Origin of the sequence: Serratia sp. JSRIV006 (assembly GCF_019968685.1) — a bacterium.
GTDB lineage: Bacteria > Pseudomonadota > Gammaproteobacteria > Enterobacterales > Enterobacteriaceae > Chania > Chania fonticola_B.
In genome coordinates this window covers 1,667,757-1,685,160 of record NZ_CP074137.1, presented here as the reverse complement: position 1 = coordinate 1,685,160, position 17,404 = coordinate 1,667,757, and the positions used below count along the sequence as shown (strand labels likewise).

General features: G+C 55.6%; 19 protein-coding genes and 1 pseudogene. 5 read left to right on the top strand and 15 right to left on the bottom strand.

Annotation, left to right across the window (positions count from 1 at the left end; all coding sequences use genetic code 11):
• Nucleotides 1-11 precede the first annotated feature (11 nt).
• From sdhA to sdhC, 3 genes are read right to left on the bottom strand one after another with little or no spacing between them, the layout of a single operon-like run.
• Entirely contained in the window at nt 12-1,778 is a 1,767-nt protein-coding gene (gene sdhA, locus KGP16_RS07795; RefSeq protein ID WP_021805272.1) for a succinate dehydrogenase flavoprotein subunit, read from the bottom strand.
• A complete protein-coding gene (sdhD, locus tag KGP16_RS07790; RefSeq protein ID WP_021805273.1) occupies nt 1,779-2,126 on the bottom strand; it encodes a succinate dehydrogenase membrane anchor subunit in 348 nt (115 codons plus the stop codon). It abuts the gene before it with no gap.
• On the bottom strand, nt 2,120-2,509 hold the full coding sequence (gene sdhC / locus KGP16_RS07785) for a succinate dehydrogenase cytochrome b556 subunit (protein ID WP_024483149.1): 390 nt from the start codon (nt 2,507-2,509) through the stop codon (nt 2,120-2,122). Before sdhC ends, sdhD begins: the two co-directional genes overlap by 7 nt.
• Before the next feature lie 646 nt (nt 2,510-3,155).
• Between sdhC and KGP16_RS07780 the strand changes: the two genes are divergently transcribed.
• The 3 genes from KGP16_RS07780 to KGP16_RS07770 all read left to right on the top strand — a co-directional run bounded on the left by KGP16_RS07780 (nt 3,156) and on the right by KGP16_RS07770 (nt 5,591).
• The gene (locus KGP16_RS07780; protein WP_021805275.1) at nt 3,156-4,445 is read left to right on the top strand and encodes a citrate synthase; all 1,290 of its coding nucleotides are present in this window, start codon (nt 3,156-3,158) and stop codon (nt 4,443-4,445) included.
• Between the two features lie 388 nt (nt 4,446-4,833).
• Entirely contained in the window at nt 4,834-5,118 is a 285-nt protein-coding gene (locus tag KGP16_RS07775; RefSeq protein ID WP_071683113.1) for a DUF1778 domain-containing protein, read from the top strand.
• Nucleotides 5,109-5,591: a GNAT family N-acetyltransferase gene (locus tag KGP16_RS07770; RefSeq protein ID WP_179252390.1), complete on the top strand. Its 483-nt coding sequence runs from the start codon at nt 5,109-5,111 to the stop codon at nt 5,589-5,591. Before KGP16_RS07775 ends, KGP16_RS07770 begins: the two co-directional genes overlap by 10 nt.
• A gap of 23 nt (nt 5,592-5,614) precedes the next feature.
• On the opposite strand, the gene nei is transcribed toward KGP16_RS07770, so the two are convergent.
• The 12 genes and pseudogenes from nei to KGP16_RS07710 form a co-directional block, all read right to left on the bottom strand.
• On the bottom strand, nt 5,615-6,406 hold the full coding sequence (nei, locus tag KGP16_RS07765) for an endonuclease VIII (RefSeq protein ID WP_223501114.1): 792 nt from the start codon (nt 6,404-6,406) through the stop codon (nt 5,615-5,617).
• A gap of 72 nt (nt 6,407-6,478) precedes the next feature.
• On the bottom strand, nt 6,479-7,123 hold the full coding sequence (pcp, locus tag KGP16_RS07760; protein WP_179245125.1) for a pyroglutamyl-peptidase I: 645 nt from the start codon (nt 7,121-7,123) through the stop codon (nt 6,479-6,481).
• Nucleotides 7,124-7,131: 8 nt separating this feature from the next.
• A complete protein-coding gene (locus KGP16_RS07755) occupies nt 7,132-8,139 on the bottom strand; it encodes a DUF979 domain-containing protein (RefSeq protein ID WP_021805278.1) in 1,008 nt (335 codons plus the stop codon).
• Complete coding sequence (locus KGP16_RS07750; protein ID WP_021805279.1) at nt 8,136-8,867, bottom strand: DUF969 domain-containing protein; 732 nt, start codon at nt 8,865-8,867, stop codon at nt 8,136-8,138. The genes KGP16_RS07755 and KGP16_RS07750 overlap by 4 nt, the downstream gene beginning before the upstream one ends.
• A 66-nt stretch (nt 8,868-8,933) precedes the next feature.
• The gene (gene pxpA, locus KGP16_RS07745; protein ID WP_223501113.1) at nt 8,934-9,671 is read right to left on the bottom strand and encodes a 5-oxoprolinase subunit PxpA; all 738 of its coding nucleotides are present in this window, start codon (nt 9,669-9,671) and stop codon (nt 8,934-8,936) included.
• Nucleotides 9,668-10,594, bottom strand: coding sequence for a 5-oxoprolinase subunit PxpC (gene pxpC, locus KGP16_RS07740; protein WP_223501112.1), 927 nt, complete (start codon nt 10,592-10,594; stop codon nt 9,668-9,670). The genes pxpA and pxpC overlap by 4 nt, the downstream gene beginning before the upstream one ends.
• Entirely contained in the window at nt 10,588-11,244 is a 657-nt protein-coding gene (pxpB, locus tag KGP16_RS07735; RefSeq protein WP_024483155.1) for a 5-oxoprolinase subunit PxpB, read from the bottom strand. The genes pxpC and pxpB overlap by 7 nt, the downstream gene beginning before the upstream one ends.
• A gap of 224 nt (nt 11,245-11,468) precedes the next feature.
• Nucleotides 11,469-12,212 (bottom strand): type 2 GTP cyclohydrolase I, encoded by a 744-nt coding sequence (locus KGP16_RS07730; protein WP_024529338.1) that lies wholly within the window; start codon nt 12,210-12,212, stop codon nt 11,469-11,471.
• A 17-nt stretch (nt 12,213-12,229) separates the two neighbouring features.
• Nucleotides 12,230-13,210 carry an MBL fold metallo-hydrolase gene (locus KGP16_RS07725; protein WP_223501111.1) on the bottom strand — a complete coding sequence of 327 codons (981 nt, stop codon included), beginning with the start codon at nt 13,208-13,210 and terminating at the stop codon, nt 12,230-12,232.
• A 22-nt stretch (nt 13,211-13,232) separates the two neighbouring features.
• Nucleotides 13,233-14,657 carry a deoxyribodipyrimidine photo-lyase gene (gene phrB, locus KGP16_RS07720; RefSeq protein ID WP_223501110.1) on the bottom strand — a complete coding sequence of 475 codons (1,425 nt, stop codon included), beginning with the start codon at nt 14,655-14,657 and terminating at the stop codon, nt 13,233-13,235.
• A gap of 15 nt (nt 14,658-14,672) precedes the next feature.
• A pseudogene (locus KGP16_RS07715) lies at nt 14,673-14,847 on the bottom strand (DUF1722 domain-containing protein); the annotation flags it as partial.
• Nucleotides 14,848-14,975: 128 nt separating this feature from the next.
• Nucleotides 14,976-15,182 carry a YbfA family protein gene (locus tag KGP16_RS07710; protein ID WP_021805287.1) on the bottom strand — a complete coding sequence of 69 codons (207 nt, stop codon included), beginning with the start codon at nt 15,180-15,182 and terminating at the stop codon, nt 14,976-14,978.
• Nucleotides 15,183-15,613: 431 nt separating this feature from the next.
• Between KGP16_RS07710 and KGP16_RS07705 the strand changes: the two genes are divergently transcribed.
• Together KGP16_RS07705 and kdpA are read left to right on the top strand one after the other, a co-directional pair.
• A complete protein-coding gene (locus KGP16_RS07705; protein ID WP_037375124.1) occupies nt 15,614-15,703 on the top strand; it encodes a K(+)-transporting ATPase subunit F in 90 nt (29 codons plus the stop codon).
• Nucleotides 15,703-17,391: a potassium-transporting ATPase subunit KdpA gene (gene kdpA / locus KGP16_RS07700; RefSeq protein WP_218519688.1), complete on the top strand. Its 1,689-nt coding sequence runs from the start codon at nt 15,703-15,705 to the stop codon at nt 17,389-17,391. The genes KGP16_RS07705 and kdpA overlap by 1 nt, the downstream gene beginning before the upstream one ends.
• Nucleotides 17,392-17,404 lie beyond the last annotated feature (13 nt).

Genomic DNA, 17,404 nt, shown 5'->3' with positions numbered 1-17,404 from the left:
GAGCTCCGCAATTAGTAAGAACGCACTTTCGGCGGGAATGCCGCGCGCAGCTTCGGTTGCATGTTCACTTCACGACGCGTCATGCTTTCCGATTGCGGCAGATACAGCGAATGGCACAGCCAGTTGGCATCGTCACGCTCCGGGAAGTCGAAGCGGCTATGCGCGCCACGGCTCTCGGTACGGAAGTTGGCCGACACGGCGGTGGAATACGCGGTCTCCATCAGGTTATCCAACTCCAGGCATTCGATGCGCTGGGTGTTGAATTCGCTGGAGGTATCATCCAGGCGTGCGTTCTTCAGACGTTCACGGATCACTTTCAGCTCTTCCAACCCTTTCGCCATCGCATCACCTTCGCGGAACACCGAGAAGTTATGCTGCATACAGGATTGCAGTGCCTTACGAATTTCCACCGGATCTTCACCAGAACGGGTGTTGTTCCAACGGTTCAGACGATCCAGTGAAGCTTCGACGTCCGATTCGCTGGCTTCGCGGCTATCGCCCTGCTCTGCCAACGACTCTTGCAGGTGCATACCGGCAGAGCGACCAAATACCACCAGATCCAGCAGCGAGTTGCCGCCCAGACGGTTGGCACCGTGTACCGATACGCAGGCAATTTCACCTACCGCGAACAGGCCCGGGATCACCACGTCTTCGCCTTTCTCGTTCACGGTCAGCGCCTGGCCGGTCACTTTGGTCGGAATACCGCCCATCATATAGTGGCAGGTTGGAATGACCGGGATCGGCTCTTTCACCGGATCGACGTGGGCGAAGGTACGGGACAGTTCCAGAATACCCGGCAGGCGGGACTCCAGCACTTCTTTACCCAGGTGGTCCAGTTTCAGCTTGGCATGTGGGCCCCAAGGACCGTCACAGCCGCGGCCTTCACGGATCTCAATCATGATCGAACGTGCCACTACGTCACGGCCCGCCAGATCTTTGGCATTTGGCGCATAACGTTCCATGAAACGTTCGCCATGTTTGTTCAGCAGGTAACCACCTTCACCGCGACAACCTTCGGTGACCAGTACACCAGCCCCGGCAATGCCGGTTGGGTGGAACTGCCACATTTCCATATCCTGCACCGGTACACCGGCACGCAGCGCCATACCGACACCGTCACCGGTATTGATGTGGGCGTTGGTGGTGGATTGGTAAATACGACCTGCCCCACCGGTAGCCAGAATGGTTGCCTTGGCCTTGAAGTACACGACTTCACCGGTTTCGATACAGATAGCGGTGGTACCGACTACCGCACCATCCTGGTTTTTCACCAGATCCAGCGCATACCACTCGGAGAAGATGGTGGTGTGGTTTTTCAGGTTCTGCTGATAAAGGGTGTGCAACAACGCGTGACCGGTACGGTCCGCCGCCGCAGCGGTACGGGCCGCCTGCTCGCCACCAAAGTTCAGTGACTGGCCGCCAAACGGGCGTTGATAAATGCGGCCATCGTCCAGACGGGAGAACGGCAGGCCCATGTGTTCCAACTCCAGAATCGCTTCCGGGCCGGTTTTACACATATATTCAATGGCGTCCTGGTCACCGATATAGTCGGAACCCTTCACCGTGTCGTACATATGCCATTCCCAGTTGTCTTCGTGGTTATTGCCCAAGGCTACGGTAATGCCACCTTGTGCAGACACGGTATGGGAACGGGTCGGGAATACTTTGGAAAGCAGGGCACAGGTTGAGCCCGCCTGGGAAATCTGCAGCGCCGCGCGCATACCTGCGCCACCAGCACCGATAACAACTGCATCAAACTCTCTGATTGGCAGTTTCATTTATGCACCCCACACGACGATTGTTCCGTACAGTAAATAGACCAGCAACGTGACGACAATCGCCAGTTGCAGCACCAGGCGTAACGCCAGTGGCTTGATATAGTCCGTCAGCACCTGCCACATTCCCACCCAGGCGTGAACCAGGATCGACAGCAATGTCAGCAAGGTGAATACTTTCGTAATGGAGGTGGCGAAGAAGCCGCGCCAGATTTCATAGGTGATGTCCGGAGCCGTAACGACGAAGCCCAGGATATAGAGCACATACAGGGTGATGACGATGGCGGAAGCACGCAGTAACAACCAGTCGTGTACGCCGTTACGTCCTAATGCAGAAACGTTGCTTACCATACGAGGACTCCAGCCAGAATTGACAGCACGACGGTCAGACCGAACGCCACCTGGGCAGAACGGGTACCTGCGGCTAAACTCTCTTCGATATAGCCAAAATCCATTAACAAGTGACGAATGCCACCGCAAATGTGATAGGCCAACGCGGTGAGGATCCCCCAGAAAATGAATTTCACGAAGAAGCTATTCATGATGGCGGCAGCGTGCAGGAAGCCCTCTTGAGAAGAGAGAGAGATACCCAGCAGCCAGAGGAGAATGCCCACGGCAACGAAAGTAATTACGCCAGAGACTCGGTGTAAGATGGACGCTATCGCAGTTACAGGAAACCGGATCGTTTGCAGATCCAGATTGACAGGTCTTTGTTTTTTCACGGTTTTGCCCACACAGCTCTTATTATTTTCCTTCCTCCGGGCCTGGGTGGGGATCAGACAGCGTCCAAGAGCTTTCACTCTTACACCTCACGCGCTCAAACATCGACATCCTAGTGCTTAAACGGCGCGTAGTGATAACGCTGGGTGCTCCTACTTCAGGGTAATCCGGAGACCTGGCGGCAGTATAGGAGGTTCACATTCTTATTACAATTCCCATACAATCCCTTTGGTCACATTTCCCCAGAACAGTGATTTAGATCACGATTATTACATTTAGCACGAAATTAATTATCTGATTTGACAAGAGATCAACATTTCCATTACAAATAGGGCAGCAATCAACCCTATGATGCACTAGCGGTCACCGGATACACTTCCCCCTAAGCACAAGTTATGCAACAGTGTAGCGATAGTGTATGTGGTTAACATTCCAAACAGATCGTAGGTAATGATTAAAAGAAAATAACGAATCCCGATGAATCGTTAACGGCTGCTAACCCGTCTTGTTCGCCTGGTGCAAACTCTGTCCCCTACCGGCGCAAATGCGCTGTCGCTCACAGAGTTAGCGTTCGCTCGACTTTATTGCGGGCAACCTGCGGAGATTTAAGGTATTTCAGTTGTTAGAGGTTTTTAAAATAAGGCGTTAAGGAGACTGTAAATGACTGATAAGAAAGCGACGCTAAGCATCAACAACGGCGAAGCTCCGATCGAACTGGGCGTGCTCACCCCTTCACTGGGCCCTGATGTTATTGACGTACGCGCCCTGGGCTCCAAAGGTTATTTCACATTTGATCCCGGCTTTACTTCTACCGCTTCCTGTGAATCCAAAATCACGTTCATCGACGGCGACAAAGGTATCCTGCTGCACCGCGGCTTCCCGATTGAGCAGTTGGCAAAAGAGTCCTCCTACCTGGAGGTGTGCTACATCCTGCTGTACGGCGAAACCCCGAGTGCTGAAGAGTTCGAAACTTTCAAAACCACGGTAACCCGTCACACCATGATCCACGACCAGATCACCCATCTGTTCCGTGGTTTCCGCCGTGACTCGCACCCAATGGCGGTGCTGTGCGGGGTAACAGGTGCCCTGGCTGCGTTCTATCACGATGCGCTGGACGTCAACAATGAACGTCACCGTGAGATCACCGCGTTCCGCCTGCTGTCCAAAATGCCTACCGTGGCAGCGATGTGTTACAAGTATTCCCTTGGCCAGCCGTTTGTTTACCCACGCAACGACCTGTCCTACGCCGGTAACTTCCTGCGCATGATGTTTGCTACACCTTGCGAAGAGTACGTGGTGAACCCAGTGCTGGAACGCGCCATGGATCGTATTCTGATCCTGCATGCCGACCATGAGCAGAACGCGTCCACCTCCACCGTGCGTACCGCCGGTTCATCCGGTGCCAACCCGTTTGCCTGTATCGCGGCCGGTATCGCTTCCCTGTGGGGGCCAGCGCACGGCGGTGCCAACGAAGCGGCACTGAAGATGCTCGAAGAGATCAAAACCGTTGAGCACATCCCTGAGTTCATCAAACGTGCCAAAGACAAGAACGACTCGTTCCGTCTGATGGGCTTTGGCCACCGCGTGTACAAAAACTACGATCCGCGCGCCACCGTGATGCGTGAAACCTGTCACGAAGTGCTGAAAGAACTGAACAAGAAAGACGACAACCTGCTGCAGGTCGCGATGGAACTGGAACACATCGCGTTGAACGACCCGTACTTCATCGAGAAGAAACTGTACCCGAACGTCGATTTCTATTCAGGTATCATCCTGAAAGCGATGGGTATTCCTTCTTCCATGTTTACGGTGATCTTCGCGATTGCCCGTACCATCGGCTGGATTGCCCACTGGAACGAAATGCACGACGAAGGCATCAAGATCGCTCGTCCACGTCAGCTGTATACCGGCTATGCCGAGCGTGAGTTCAAGTCTCAGGTTAAAAAGTAAGCTTTAGCAGGGGCGTCATATGGCCCCTCACCCTAACCCTCTCCCACAGGGAGAGGGGATCTACCGTGCCACACATCAACGCTGGTTCTTACCCCCCATTGATACTCCCTCAGATTTGACGTGCTACATAATGACACTTGCCCAATAGTAAATCGTATCGGTTACCTCCCCCTTTTATGGCGAACGACTCGGTAGGTGACAGATCGACACCAATTCAACAACCACACTGTACCAGCTCCCTCTCCCTGTGGGAGAGGGTTGGGGTGAGGGGCGTACAGCACGTTACTTCTACGAGCGTCATTGTCATCATCGCGCTTAACGTATAGCAATCCGTTACCTTTACAGCTATTATCAACGTATAGCATTTTGTTACCATAAGGTGGATACCATGCAGAAAACCGTTCGTAAACCGACTCGTGACAAACAGATTAACGTCCGGGCGACCGAAGAAGAGCGTGCAGTCATCGACTATGCTGCGAGTCTGGTCAATAAGAACCGGACCGACTTCATCATTGAGAAGGCGGTTCATGAAGCACAGAACATCATCCTGGATCAGCGGGTATTCGTGCTTGATGATGCGCGCTATCAGGCATTCATTGAACAGCTTGAAGCTCCTGTGCAAAACGTCGAAGGGCGCAAGCGCTTAATGGATGTGAAGCCTGAATGGAAATAATCATTACCGCGCCGGAACTGCTGACAGAAGAGCATATTCTCCAACCATTCGACTGCGGAAATGAGGTGTTGAGCGACTGGTTACGCCGTCGAGCCATGAGAAACCAACTCCTGAATGCCTCCCGCACTTTCGTTATTTGTCTGGAAGGCACCAAGCGTGTTGTGGGTTATTACTCCATTGCAACCGGTTCCGTCAGTCACGCCGATTTAGGCCGTAGCCTGCGCCAAAACATGCCAGATCCTGTTCCCATCGTCCTGCTGGGACGTCTGGCCGTTGATGTATGTACCCAAGGCCATCGTTTTGGCAAGTGGCTGCTTAATGATGCTGTAAGGCGTGTTGCCAATCTGGCAGACCAAGTGGGTATTAAAGCCATCATGGTGCACGCGATAGATGATCAAGCGAGAGCATTCTATGAGTACTTCGGCTTCGTCCAGTCTCCCATCGCTGCAAACACACTCTTCTACAAGATTTGAGCTCAGTTAATCGGTAAGTTCTATCACCGCTGGCAAACCGGGCACCAATAGAACGGCCGCGAAGATAGCGCCGTTTTCTCGATCATCGCGCCACAGCGCGGGCAAGGCTCACCGCTGCGATGAAACACCTTGAAGCTGAACAGCGTACCGTGATGGCGATTTTCATCTACCTGACCACGGGTCTGATATGAAATGCGTGGAATATCCAACAGCGCCTGCGCCAACTGATGCAACGCATCAGGGGGGAGATCCTGCGGCTTATGCTTGGGTGCCAGTTCTGCCTGCCACAAAATCTCGGCTCGCAGGTAATTGCCCAGGCCAGCCAGAAAAGACTGATCCAGCATCATTCCGCCTAACTGGCGCTTACAAAACGCAGGCGATAATAGCCGCTGTTCCACCTGCTCTACGGTCAGAGCCATATCCAACACGTCAGGGCCAATACGTTTTAAAAACGGGTGCTGCTCGATCTCACCGCGCGGCGCAATGGTGATATCCGAAGCGCTATACAACAAAATCGCCCACTCGGCCGTCTCCAGTCGCACGCGCAGATCGCGCTTGGTTTCTGGCGTTTCGCCCGCTCGCACCACCTTCCACACGCCGTAAAGCTGGTTGTGGCTGTACATAGTCAAACCGTTGGAGAAATCAGTTAACAAGGCTTTACCGCGCGGTTCGATGGCAGTGATACGTCCACCGACCAGCTCGGCCTGATAGTGTTTCAGTTGCGGGAAAGCAAACCAGACTTCGGTCAGTGGTTGCTCGATCATCACCGCCGCCAGCTTATCTGCCGCCCGGCGGATCTCCGGCCCTTCTGGCATGGACAACTCCTTGATTGAAAAGGGTCCGGCAAGCCGAACCCTAGGGTTAACATGGAGGTAGCATAAATGACCTCAGTGCGTGGCGCCACCCACCACTTTCAAGTCATGCTCCACCTGCAAGGCGATCGAAATCGCCATTTCCAAAGCAAACAGCACCGTCTGGGCTGCCATACTCGGCGCACCAGGATGCTGTGCCGCCTGCTCAGGCAGGTAAGGGATATGGATAAACCCGCCCTTCACCGCCTGCTGCCCGCTTAAGCGGTGCAACAGACCGTACATCACATGGTTGCAGACATAGGTCCCGGCGGTTTGTGATACCGAGGCCGGAATGCCAGCCTCACGCATCGCATTCACCACCGCCTTGATCGGCAAGGTACTGAAATAGGCCGCAGGGCCATCTGCCACAATGGCCTGATCGATCGGCTGCTGTCCCTGATTGTCGGGAATACGCGCATCATCGACGTTAATAGCGACGCGCTCCAGCGTGATGTCAGTGCGCCCGCCCGCCTGGCCGATCGCCAACACCATCGCTGGCTGAACTTCGTCAATGGCCGCGTTCAGCACCGCCAACGCCTCACCGAAGACGCAAGGTAGCTGGCGCGCGATAATGTGCGCCCCGCCAAGCTCCAGATCGTTAAGCTGCTTCACCACCTCCCAGGATGGGTTGACACGCTCGCCGCCAAACGGCTCAAAGCCGGTAATCAATACTTTCTGCATGCGTTCTCCTAGAGGAACATCAGGAAATAAAGCAGGAATACGTTAACCAGCAGCAACGTGACTCCGGTCGGTATCTGCGCCTTGATGACCGCATTCTTGTCCGGTAACTCCAGTAACGCCGCCGGTACTATATTAAAGTTAGCAGCCATTGGCGTCATCAACGTGCCGCAATAGCCGGAAAACATGCCGATAGCCGCCATCACCGCGGGGTTACCGCCGTGTTGCAGTACCAGGATCGGGATACCGATACCCGCAGTGACAATCGGGAAAGCCGCAAACGCGTTCCCCATGATCATGGTTAATACGGCCATGCCGATGGCATACACCGCTACGGCGATAAAGCGGTTATCTACCGCCAGGTATTCCTGCGTTAAATGGGAGATAGCCGTGCCAACGCCCGCAACGGTGAACAGCAGGCCAAGAGTCGCCAGGATTTGCGGCAGGATGAAGGCCCAGCCGATGGAATCCAGCAGACGACGAGCTTCCTGCACTGGCTGCGACATTTTCTCACGGGTCATCTTCACCGCAATAACCAGACCAAGCAAACAGCCGAGGGTCATGGAGAACAAGGTAATCAAGGTGGAGTGGTTACCGCTGCCAAACACCGCCTGTTGCAAGGCCGGGATGTTATTGAACAGCAGCACGCCGATCACCGTGACGACCGGGATCGCCAGCGCCGGGATAAACAGACGGTTGCCCAAGCGTTTGGCACTGGTTTCGCGCTCTTGCTGGCTGCGCTGATGATAGCTACCAAGACGCACACCGCCAAAACCGGCGATCAGAGCCATCACCACCACCAATACGCCCACGGTGATATGCAGTTGACGCTTGGCTTCAGCCCCTGAGCCAAATAGCCCATAGGTCCAATCCCCCACCAGGAAGATCAATCCGTATAAGGCCCAGAACAGGCCGGTAGAAATACGGCGTGGGTTGGCCTTATCGCGAAACGACATTGCGGCGACGATCAGTAATACCGCACCCGCCAGCCAATAGAGATATTGTTGTTGGAATATCATTGGCCTTCTCCCTTGGCCTGCAACGCAGCCTGGTTAAGTTTGCTCAGTTCAGCGTTGAGTTGTTTGTCCATGCGGTACAAACGGAACGAGTGGATCAGAAAGGCAAAGATCGCCGTTGGGATCCCCCACAGCGCAATGTGCAGCGGTTCGGTCTGAATGCCGCCGGATTCCAGCATAAAGTTATGCATAAAGATGATCGCGCCAAAGGCGACAAAAATATCTTCACCAAAGAACAGCCCGACGTTATCGGTAGCGGCAGACATTGCCCGCAGACGATAGCGCACACGTTCCGGCAGTTCCCCATAGCGGTTTTCCGTGGCCCCCTCCGCCATCGGTGCCAACAGCGGACGTACCATTTGAGGTTGGCCGCCCAGGCTGGTCAGCCCCATTGCCGCCGTTACTTCACGCACAAACAGGTAGACGATCAGTAAACGCCCGGCGGTGGCGCTTTTGATTTTGGCAATCCACGCCTGCGCACGTTCTTTCAAACCGTGGCGCTCTAACAGCCCGATAATCGGCAGCGGCAACAGCAGGATCAGCGGCAGGTTACGGGTATTGAGGAAGCCCTCGCCAAGCTTTTCCAAAATGACATCCAGCGGCATCAACGCCGCCAGCCCGGTGATAATACCGGCGGCGATCACCACCAGCACCGGGTTAAAACGTAATACAAATCCAACCACGATGGCAGCGATGCCTATCAGTGGCCAGAGGTTTACCGCTTGTTCCATATTCACTTCCCTCTTGTCGCCCTCGGTCTTGCGGGCAATGTTGTGTTTGCTGTAGTCATTATTTTTTTATGCGGCGCTGACGCCAATCTGCTGCTGAGCAAAGCTCTCTCTCAGCTTCCTGGCATAGGCCAGCGCATGTTCCCCGTCGCCGTGCAGGCAAACGGTTTCAGCCTTGACGGAGGCCCAGCCCCCCTCAACGGTTCGTACACGCTGGTGGCGAACCATTTCCAGCGTCTGTTGCAATGCCAGTTCATCACTGGCGATCAGTGCTCCTGGTTGCCCACGCGGCACCAATGTTCCATCGGCCTGATAGCCGCGATCGGCAAACACTTCCTGCCGCGTCACCAACCCCAGTTTTTCACCTGCACGGATCAGCTCACTGCCAGCCAAACCCACCAGACGCAACGAAGGGTCTACCGCCAATACCGCACGGGTAATGGCTTCCGCCAATTCCGGCTCCACCGCCGCCTGGTTGTAGAGCATGCCGTGCGGTTTCACATGGGCCATCACGCCGCCTTCAGCACGGGTAATGGCGGCCAGCGCCCCCAGCTGATACACCACTTGGGCATACACCGTTTCTACCGGTAACTGCATCCGGGTGCGGCCGAAGTTTTCCCGATCCGGGAAACTGGGATGGGCACCAATCGCCACACCGTATTGCAACGCCCAGCGTACCGATTGGCGCATGGTCTGGGCATCCCCGGCATGGAAGCCGCAGGCAATATTGGCCGAGCTGACCAACTGCAACAGCGCTTCGTCATTGGCGCAACCTTCACCGAGATCGGCATTTAAATCGACGATCATTTAACCCCCCAGGCAATCTGTTGAATAAAGTGATCCTGCTCAGCCTTGGCGCGCTGCGCCTCTGCCAGGGTGCAGGGGATAAAGTGAAGTGCATCCCCCAGACGGATCTGCGCCAAGTGGAAGAGATCCGCCTCGATTACGCAGGCAATTCGCGGGTATCCCCCGGTAGTTTGAGCATCGGCCATCAAGACGATCGGCTGGCCGTTGTGTGGGACCTGGATGACGCCGGGTATCAGGCCGTGGGAGAGCATTTCCCGTTCAGTGGTGCGCGTCAGGGCGCTGCCACCGTGCAGGCGATAACCCATGCGGTTACTCTGCGGGCTAAGCTGCCAGGCGGTACGCCAGAAATCGTCCTGCGCCTGTTGGCTGAACTCGTCATATTCCGGCCCGGTCAACACCCTGATCCGGTTGCTGAACAGCGGCTGTTTCACGCCGATGACCGTGGTCGGCAGCGCCTGCAGCTTACCCGCAGGCAACACGTCGCCCTCTTTCAACTGCCGGCCTTCCAATCCACCAAAGCCCGCTTTCAGATCGGTGCTGCGTGAGCCCAGCATCTCCGGAACATTGATGCCGCCAGACACCGCCAGATAGCTGCGCATCCCGCGTTTAGGCATCTTCAGCGTCAGTTGCTGGCCTTTTTTTACCGGATAGCGCCAGCCCGTCCATAAAGATTTGCCGTCCAACTGAGCATCGCAGCCCGCACCGGTCAGCGCAATCCACCCATTATGGGTAAATTCGGCACTGAATTGCCCCAGCGTGATCTCCAACCCAGCCGATTCGGGCGAATTGCCCACCAGCAGGTTGGCTATTTTCAGCGCGGGGATATCCAGAGCACCGCCCTGGCTGATGCCCAAACGCCGGAAACCGTTACGCCCCAGGTCCTGGACGGTGGTGTAAATACCGGCTCGCAAGATCTTCAGCATACGCCCCCCTTTTGCGGTACAAAGCGCACGTTATCGCCCGGGCGCAGCAGCGTCGGCGGCATTTCATTCGGATTAAACAGCGCCAACGGCGTGCGGCCAATCAGTTGCCAACCGCCCGGCGTGACCAGCGGATAGATCCCCGTCTGGCCGCCACCGATCCCCACAGAACCCGCAGCAACAGACAAACGAGGTTCCGCACGGCGTGGAGTGGCCAGACGCTCCGGCATCCCCCCCAGATAGGTAAAACCAGGTTGGAAGCCCAGGAAATAAACCACATACGCGGTGGACGAATGGCATTCCACCACCTGTTGCGGCGTCATACCGGTATGGCGCGCCACCTCATCCAGGTCGGGGCCATATTCGCCGCCATAGATCACCGGGATATCGACATCGCGGGACTCTGGCACCAGGCTTTCGTTGCCCTCCCATCCTTGACGCAGCAGCTCCAGCATCGCCTCGGCATCGGCCTGCGGCGTATACAGCAACAGCGTCAGGTTATTCATTCCCGGCACCACTTCCCGTACGTCAGTGTGGTGATTCAACTTTTCTGCCAATGCCCAGATGCGCTGCTGACTTTGCAGCGTCACCGGGGGTGCCAATTCAAGCACTACAGCGCGTTCCCCTAGCAGGTAATATTGTGCTCGTTGCACCCCTATCTCCTTATACTCGTCGTGTTTCAAGCCGCAGCATGACTGACCGCTCACGAACGAATGAGCGGGTCACTGGGTAGCAACTTGAAGTTCACAGGGTATTTTATTATTTGAAAAGCGTATCAGTTATGCGGGACGTAACGTCGGCTGTCAAGAGAGCAACCTTCGGGAATATAAGGGATTAGCGGCGCTAAAGGGTTCGTTTTACCGAACCCATAGGCAAATTAGGCCGGATTGGGGATATCGATAAAGGTGACGTCAAAGCCGTGATGTTGCGCTAACCACTCGCCTAACGCCTTGATCCCACCACGTTCCGTCGCGTGATGGCCGGCGGCAAAAAAGTGCACGCCCATCTCCCGCGCCGTATGAATAGTTTGCTCAGAAACTTCTCCGCTGATAAACGCATCAACGCCAAATCGCGCCGCGCTGTCGATAAATCCCTGGCCGCCACCGGTACACCAGGCCACCCGACGGATTGCCTGCGGGGCATTATCGCCACAGTGCAACACCGCTCGGCCAAGACGGCTCTCGATACGCTGTTGCAATTCACCCGCACTGAGCGGTTGCTCAAATTCGCCGTGCGGCACCAAAGGTTCGATCTCACCGATCACGCGGATGCCCAACGCCTTTGCCAACTGCGCGTTATTCCCCAGTTCCGGGTGTGCATCCAGCGGCAAGTGGTAGCCATACAGGTTGATATCGTTGCTCAGCAGAGTTTTCAGCCGGTTACGCTTCATGCCGCGCACCGCGGGTGCTTCGTTTTTCCAGAAGTAACCATGATGCACCACTATGGCATCCGCCTGATGTTCCACCGCCGCATCCAGCAACGCCTGGCAGGCCGTCACTCCCGTCACGATACGCTGCACATGTGCCCGCCCTTCCACCTGTAGGCCATTTGGCGCGTAGTCCTGGAAGGCCGCACAGTTGAGTTCGCTGTTGATCAGATGTTCCAGATCGAGGTTATGCATAGTCATCTCACTCTCATTCAAAATTGTTGCCGATCGCCCTGTTCCATCAGGATAAATTTCACCCCCAGATCGTTGCCCTGATCCAGCTGTTGCTTGATGGTAGCACGCACATCTTCCCCCTGTTTCAGGCTGGGCTTGATGTGGCTGATGATCACCGGCAGATCTTTTAACGATCCCTCTCCGCCGCTGTACTGCTGGAGGTTTTTCAGCTCCTTCAGTAGCCAGGCCGGGGTCAGATGTCCATACAGATGCTTGTCATCCACCTCGTTCGGGTAAGAGATTTCGATAATCATGCCCTTCAGCTTCTTCTGCTCAATCAGCGGCCCCAGTACGCGCCAGGCGCCATCCAGATTGCGTGACTGTTCCAGCGCATCCGGCCCGGTATCGCCAAAGTAGGCAAATGACCCTTCACGGTCGGCCACCAGCAACATCGAAGAGGGGTAGCGATCGTGGCTAAGTGGGTACATCACCCCGCTCAAACCGGTCAGGCCCAGGGTCACACGCTGCAGCGGGCGCACCGTTTGCAAGCGGTAAGTGCCTAGCCGCGAGCCATTACCGGCATCGGTAAAATTGGGCCAGGCTTTCCAGTTAAAATAATGATTGCGCAGCGTCAATACGGTATCAGCCTGTGCATAAACGGTTTTTTTACTGTCTTCCGGTGAAGCAAGGATCAACCCAGCCACGTGATCCAGATGGCCATGGCTAATGAAGTAACCGCCAATCAGCTGACGGAAAATATAGCCCTGCGGAGTTAAGGGAGCGGCCAGCTCGGGCGTGACCTGCGGAAAACTGCCCTTTTCCAGCCCTTTGGCAATCCCCGGCAGCAACGTCCCGGCATCCAGTGCCAGATACTGCGTCTGGCTATCACTGCGGATCAGATAAGAAGTCAGATTGCCGTCGCTGACGCCACCGTCGACGCCTAGCGCCACTACGTCAAAACCGGCCACGGCCAACGCGGAATAGCCGCCCAGGCACAGGGCCAGTAGTTTCTTCATCATCAGGAAGCTCCTTGCTGTAACTTTAAAGTCCCCCTCGCTTGGCCGCTTCAAAAGCCGCCAACGTCTCCAGCCGAGCCTGCTGGTGTTGGACTATCGGCGGCGGATAATTCAGAACCTGCTGCTGCTTTTCCGCCCAGCGATGGGGTTGATGGAGCTCATTGTCCGGTACATCCGCCAGTTCAGGCAACCATTTACGGATAAAAGTGCCTTTTGGATCAAAACGTTCGCCCTGAGTGGTCGGGTTAAAGATGCGGAAATAAGGTGCGGCATCGGTGCCGGTAGAGGCGGCCCACTGCCAGCCACCGTTGTTGGCGGCCAGATCGCCATCAAGCAATTGGGACATGAAATACTGTTCACCGGCGCGCCAATCGATCAGCAAATCCTTGACCAGGAAGCTGGCCACGATCATCCGCAGGCGATTATGCATCCAGCCGGTTTGATTGAGCTGACGCATGGCAGCATCGACAATCGGGTAACCGGTATTGCCCTGTTGCCAGGCCAGTAACGCCGCGTCGTTGCGTTGCCAGCATACCTTATCCGTCCAGGCGATAAAGGGACGGTGCTTGCATAACGCAGGATACGCCACCATCAGGTGACGATAAAATTCTCGCCAGATCAGCTCATTAAGCCAACTGAAAGCACCGCTTTGCGGATTTTCCAGCACATCGGGGCACTCGACGCGCAGACGGTTGACGCACTGGCGGGGAGAGATAACGCCAATAGCCAGGTAGGGTGACAGATTGCTGGTGCCGGCAATGGAGGGCAAATCGCGCTGTGTCGCATAGTCTTGCACCCGCTCGCGGCAGAAAGCGCGCAACCTGTGCAATGCAGCCTCTTCACCTGCGGGATAGCCCTCTCCCACCTCAGCCAAAGGATAATCGAATGCCACCGCTGCGGTAAAACCAACGGCTTCCCCACGCGGGCGTGGTGCTGGCAGAGAGCTCACGTCGGTCTCGGCCAACCGCTGGAGAAAGGCTTTGCGAAAAGGCGTATACACCTTGTACATCTCGCCGTTGCCGGTTTGCACGCTACCGGGAGGCAACAGCAGGCTATCATCAAAGCTGTGGAACCTCACCTGCCCGGCCAACGCCTGCTCAAGGCGGGCGTCACGTTGACGCTCATTGATTTCATACTGACGATTATAATATAGGGCCGTAACCTGCTGGCGCTGGCAGAACTCCACCAGCCAGTTAACCGAACCGGCAAAATCGTCGCCCTGATGGCAAATCAGTTCAATGCCCCGAGCCGCCAGCGCCGCTTGCACCTGCAACAGATTGGCGTGGATAAACGCCGCCTGACGTGGCGCCATATGGTGCTGGCGCCATTGCGCGGGGGTAGCGATAAATACCGCCAGCACCTTGGCTTGCGGATCGCTACAGGCGGCAGAGAGGGCTTTATTGTCGGTAATGCGTAGATCGTTACGCAACCAGACCAGATGCGTGGTCATAACACTCCTTGCAGGTTAATGGCCGTAGCGCAGGCACAACGCCTCCGGATAGGGCTCAAAATAGCGCTGTTGCGCCAGATAGCTATCAGGATATTCGGCCATGTCATGTTTTAACAGCGTAATCGGTAATCGGTGCCAGCAGCGGTTGCATCCCCTGGCGATAGTGGTCGATAAGCCTGGCCAGTTCCTGCGCTATATCTTGTCTCCCACCAACGGGTTAATGCTAGAAGTGTAGAGGATTTAGTGCGTTAGTGCGGCCTAAAACGCAAAAACCCCCGCCAAAGGGGCGAGGGTTCGTAGTAGTGCAACGGGCCAGGATTAATAAAAATCGCAGGACGCCGTTTCTGCCTGTTGCAGCCAGACCGGTTTATTGCTGGTTTTTGACCAGACGCGGTGTAAATAGCTGTAAAAACGTGCGCGATCGGCACGGAACAGCATCACCGGCAAGGCAAGAACACCGATCAGAATCACTGCGCTACGGCGCAGGAGGACCCGATGCAACGGATAGGCTTGGTAGTTAGACATACGAACCTCCTTAAAAACATCCGCGCCAGGTTGTCAGGACCCGACGCAATGCGAAACGATAAATGATGGCCAAATGGAAACTGAGCAAAATATTACCGCATAGGTTGTAATTTTACAACTCATCCGACCACTAAAATGCGCAAAAAGAGCACAAAAAAGGCCTCCGTAACGTAATTTTGTTACATCAAGGTTAATAACTAACTTAACATTAGTTACATTGTGGTTTCTTGGCGTTACTGGGATCATTTAACGGATTTTTACGCCAACAACCCATCCGCCCACGCCCTTCCTGCGTATAAAACCGCCAATTTCTGCCGTTATTTCAATCATTTTTATACTTTTTTTACACCCGGCCCCGCTATTTTTTCATCTTCTTTCTACTGCCCTCCCTACACTCAGGCTATCAAAAACAACACCTCTGGAGGTGTCCCGTGAGTTTCAGCGTTATTGGTGGTGCGCTGTTGGTTCTGCTGCTGTTGGGCTATCTGGTTTATGCCCTGTTTAATGCGGAGGACTTCTGATGGCAGCTTCAGCCTTCTTGTTGATCGCCAGCTTTGTGCTGGTGCTTCTGGTGCTGGCTCGTCCCCTGGGCAGCTTTATAGCTCGCCTGATCGAGGGAGAGCCACTACCGGTCCTGCGCCATGTGGAAGCAGCCGTCTGGCGTTGCTGCGGTAATGACACCGCCGAGATGACCTGGTGGCAATACGCACTGGCGATCCTGTGGTTCAATATCCTCGGTTTAGTGCTGCTGTTGGTACTGCTGATGGCACAGGGTTCCTTACCGCTCAACCCACAAGGGTTCCCCGGTTTATCTTGGGATCTGGCGTTCAATACCGCCGTCAGCTTCGTCACCAATACCAACTGGCAGGCCTACAGCGGGGAAAACACCCTCAGCTATCTCAGCCAGATGGCCGGGTTGACGGTGCAGAACTTCCTGTCTGCCGCCACCGGTATCGCCGTTGCCTTTGCCCTGATCCGGGCCTTTGCACGCCGTTCCAGCGCCACCATTGGTAACGCCTGGATCGATATCCTGCGCATTACCCTGTATGTGCTGTTGCCACTGTCTCTGCTGATCGCGCTGTTCTTCGTCAGCCAGGGGACGTTGCAGAACTTCCTGCCTTACCTGCATGTGACCACGCTGGAAGGGGCACAGCAGACCTTGCCGATGGGACCCGTAGCCTCGCAGGAAGCGATCAAGATGCTCGGCACCAACGGTGGCGGCTTCTTCGGTGCCAACTCGGCGCATCCGTTTGAAAACCCAACCGTATTGACCAACTTTGTACAGATGCTGGCGATCTTCCTGATCCCTTGCGCCCTGTGCTTCGCCTTTGGTCAGGTGGCCGGTGAAAACCGCCAGGGTCACGCGCTGATCTGGGCCATGGCACTGATCTTTATCGTTGCGGTGATCGTGGTGATGAATGCTGAGCTGGCTGGCAACCCGCATCTGAGCGCGCTTGGCAGTAGCAGCAACATCAATATGGAAGGTAAAGAGTCCCGCTTTGGCATTCTCGCCAGCAGCATGTTCTCGGTGGTGACCACTGCGGCCTCCTGCGGTGCCGTCAACGCCATGCATGACTCCTTTACCGCGCTGGGTGGCATGGTGCCGATGTGGCTGATGCAGATTGGCGAGGTCGTGTTCGGCGGCGTCGGTTCCGGCCTGTACGGCATGCTGCTGTTCGTGCTGCTGACGGTATTTATCGCCGGGCTGATGATTGGCCGCACGCCGGAATATCTCGGTAAGAAGATCGATGTTTATGACATGAAGATGACCGCGCTGGCGATCCTGGTGACGCCGACCTTGGTACTGCTGGGCACCGCGTTGGCGATTGCTACCGACGCTGGCCGTACTGGCATCCTCAACCCAGGGGCGCATGGCTTCAGTGAAGTGCTGTACGCCTTCTCTTCGGCAGCCAACAACAACGGTAGCGCCTTTGCTGGCCTGAGCGTCAACACGCCGTTCTACAACCTGCTGCTGGCCTTGGCGATGTTTGTTGGCCGCTTCGGGGTGATCCTGCCAGTGCTGGCCATTGCGGGTTCGCTGTGTGTCAAAAAACGCCAACCGGCGGGCAACGGTACGCTGCCAACCTACGGGCCACTGTTTATCGGCCTGTTGGTCGGCACCATCCTGCTGGTCGGTGCCTTGACCTTTGTCCCTGCACTGGCGCTAGGCCCGGTAGCCGAACATTTACAACTGTGGTTGGCCAATTAACAGTCATAACAGA

Bases quoted from the DNA above. Each gene is read 5' to 3' on its own strand.
- sdhA (WP_021805272.1), bottom strand. From the start codon at position 1,778: ATGAAACTGCCAATCAGAGAGTTTGATGCAGTTGTTATCGGTGCTGGT.
- sdhD (WP_021805273.1), bottom strand. From the start codon at position 2,126: ATGGTAAGCAACGTTTCTGCATTAGGACGTAACGGCGTACACGACTGG.
- KGP16_RS07780 (WP_021805275.1), top strand. From the start codon at position 3,156: ATGACTGATAAGAAAGCGACGCTAAGCATCAACAACGGCGAAGCTCCG.
- KGP16_RS07775 (WP_071683113.1), top strand. From the start codon at position 4,834: ATGCAGAAAACCGTTCGTAAACCGACTCGTGACAAACAGATTAACGTC.
- KGP16_RS07770 (WP_179252390.1), top strand. From the start codon at position 5,109: ATGGAAATAATCATTACCGCGCCGGAACTGCTGACAGAAGAGCATATT.
- nei (WP_223501114.1), bottom strand. From the start codon at position 6,406: ATGCCAGAAGGGCCGGAGATCCGCCGGGCGGCAGATAAGCTGGCGGCG.
- pcp (WP_179245125.1), bottom strand. From the start codon at position 7,123: ATGCAGAAAGTATTGATTACCGGCTTTGAGCCGTTTGGCGGCGAGCGT.
- KGP16_RS07755 (WP_021805278.1), bottom strand. From the start codon at position 8,139: ATGATATTCCAACAACAATATCTCTATTGGCTGGCGGGTGCGGTATTA.
- KGP16_RS07750 (WP_021805279.1), bottom strand. From the start codon at position 8,867: ATGGAACAAGCGGTAAACCTCTGGCCACTGATAGGCATCGCTGCCATC.
- pxpA (WP_223501113.1), bottom strand. From the start codon at position 9,671: ATGATCGTCGATTTAAATGCCGATCTCGGTGAAGGTTGCGCCAATGAC.
- pxpC (WP_223501112.1), bottom strand. From the start codon at position 10,594: ATGCTGAAGATCTTGCGAGCCGGTATTTACACCACCGTCCAGGACCTG.
- KGP16_RS07730 (WP_024529338.1), bottom strand. From the start codon at position 12,212: ATGCATAACCTCGATCTGGAACATCTGATCAACAGCGAACTCAACTGT.
- KGP16_RS07725 (WP_223501111.1), bottom strand. From the start codon at position 13,210: ATGATGAAGAAACTACTGGCCCTGTGCCTGGGCGGCTATTCCGCGTTG.
- phrB (WP_223501110.1), bottom strand. From the start codon at position 14,657: ATGACCACGCATCTGGTCTGGTTGCGTAACGATCTACGCATTACCGAC.
- KGP16_RS07710 (WP_021805287.1), bottom strand. From the start codon at position 15,182: ATGTCTAACTACCAAGCCTATCCGTTGCATCGGGTCCTCCTGCGCCGT.
- kdpA (WP_218519688.1), top strand. From the start codon at position 15,703: ATGGCAGCTTCAGCCTTCTTGTTGATCGCCAGCTTTGTGCTGGTGCTT.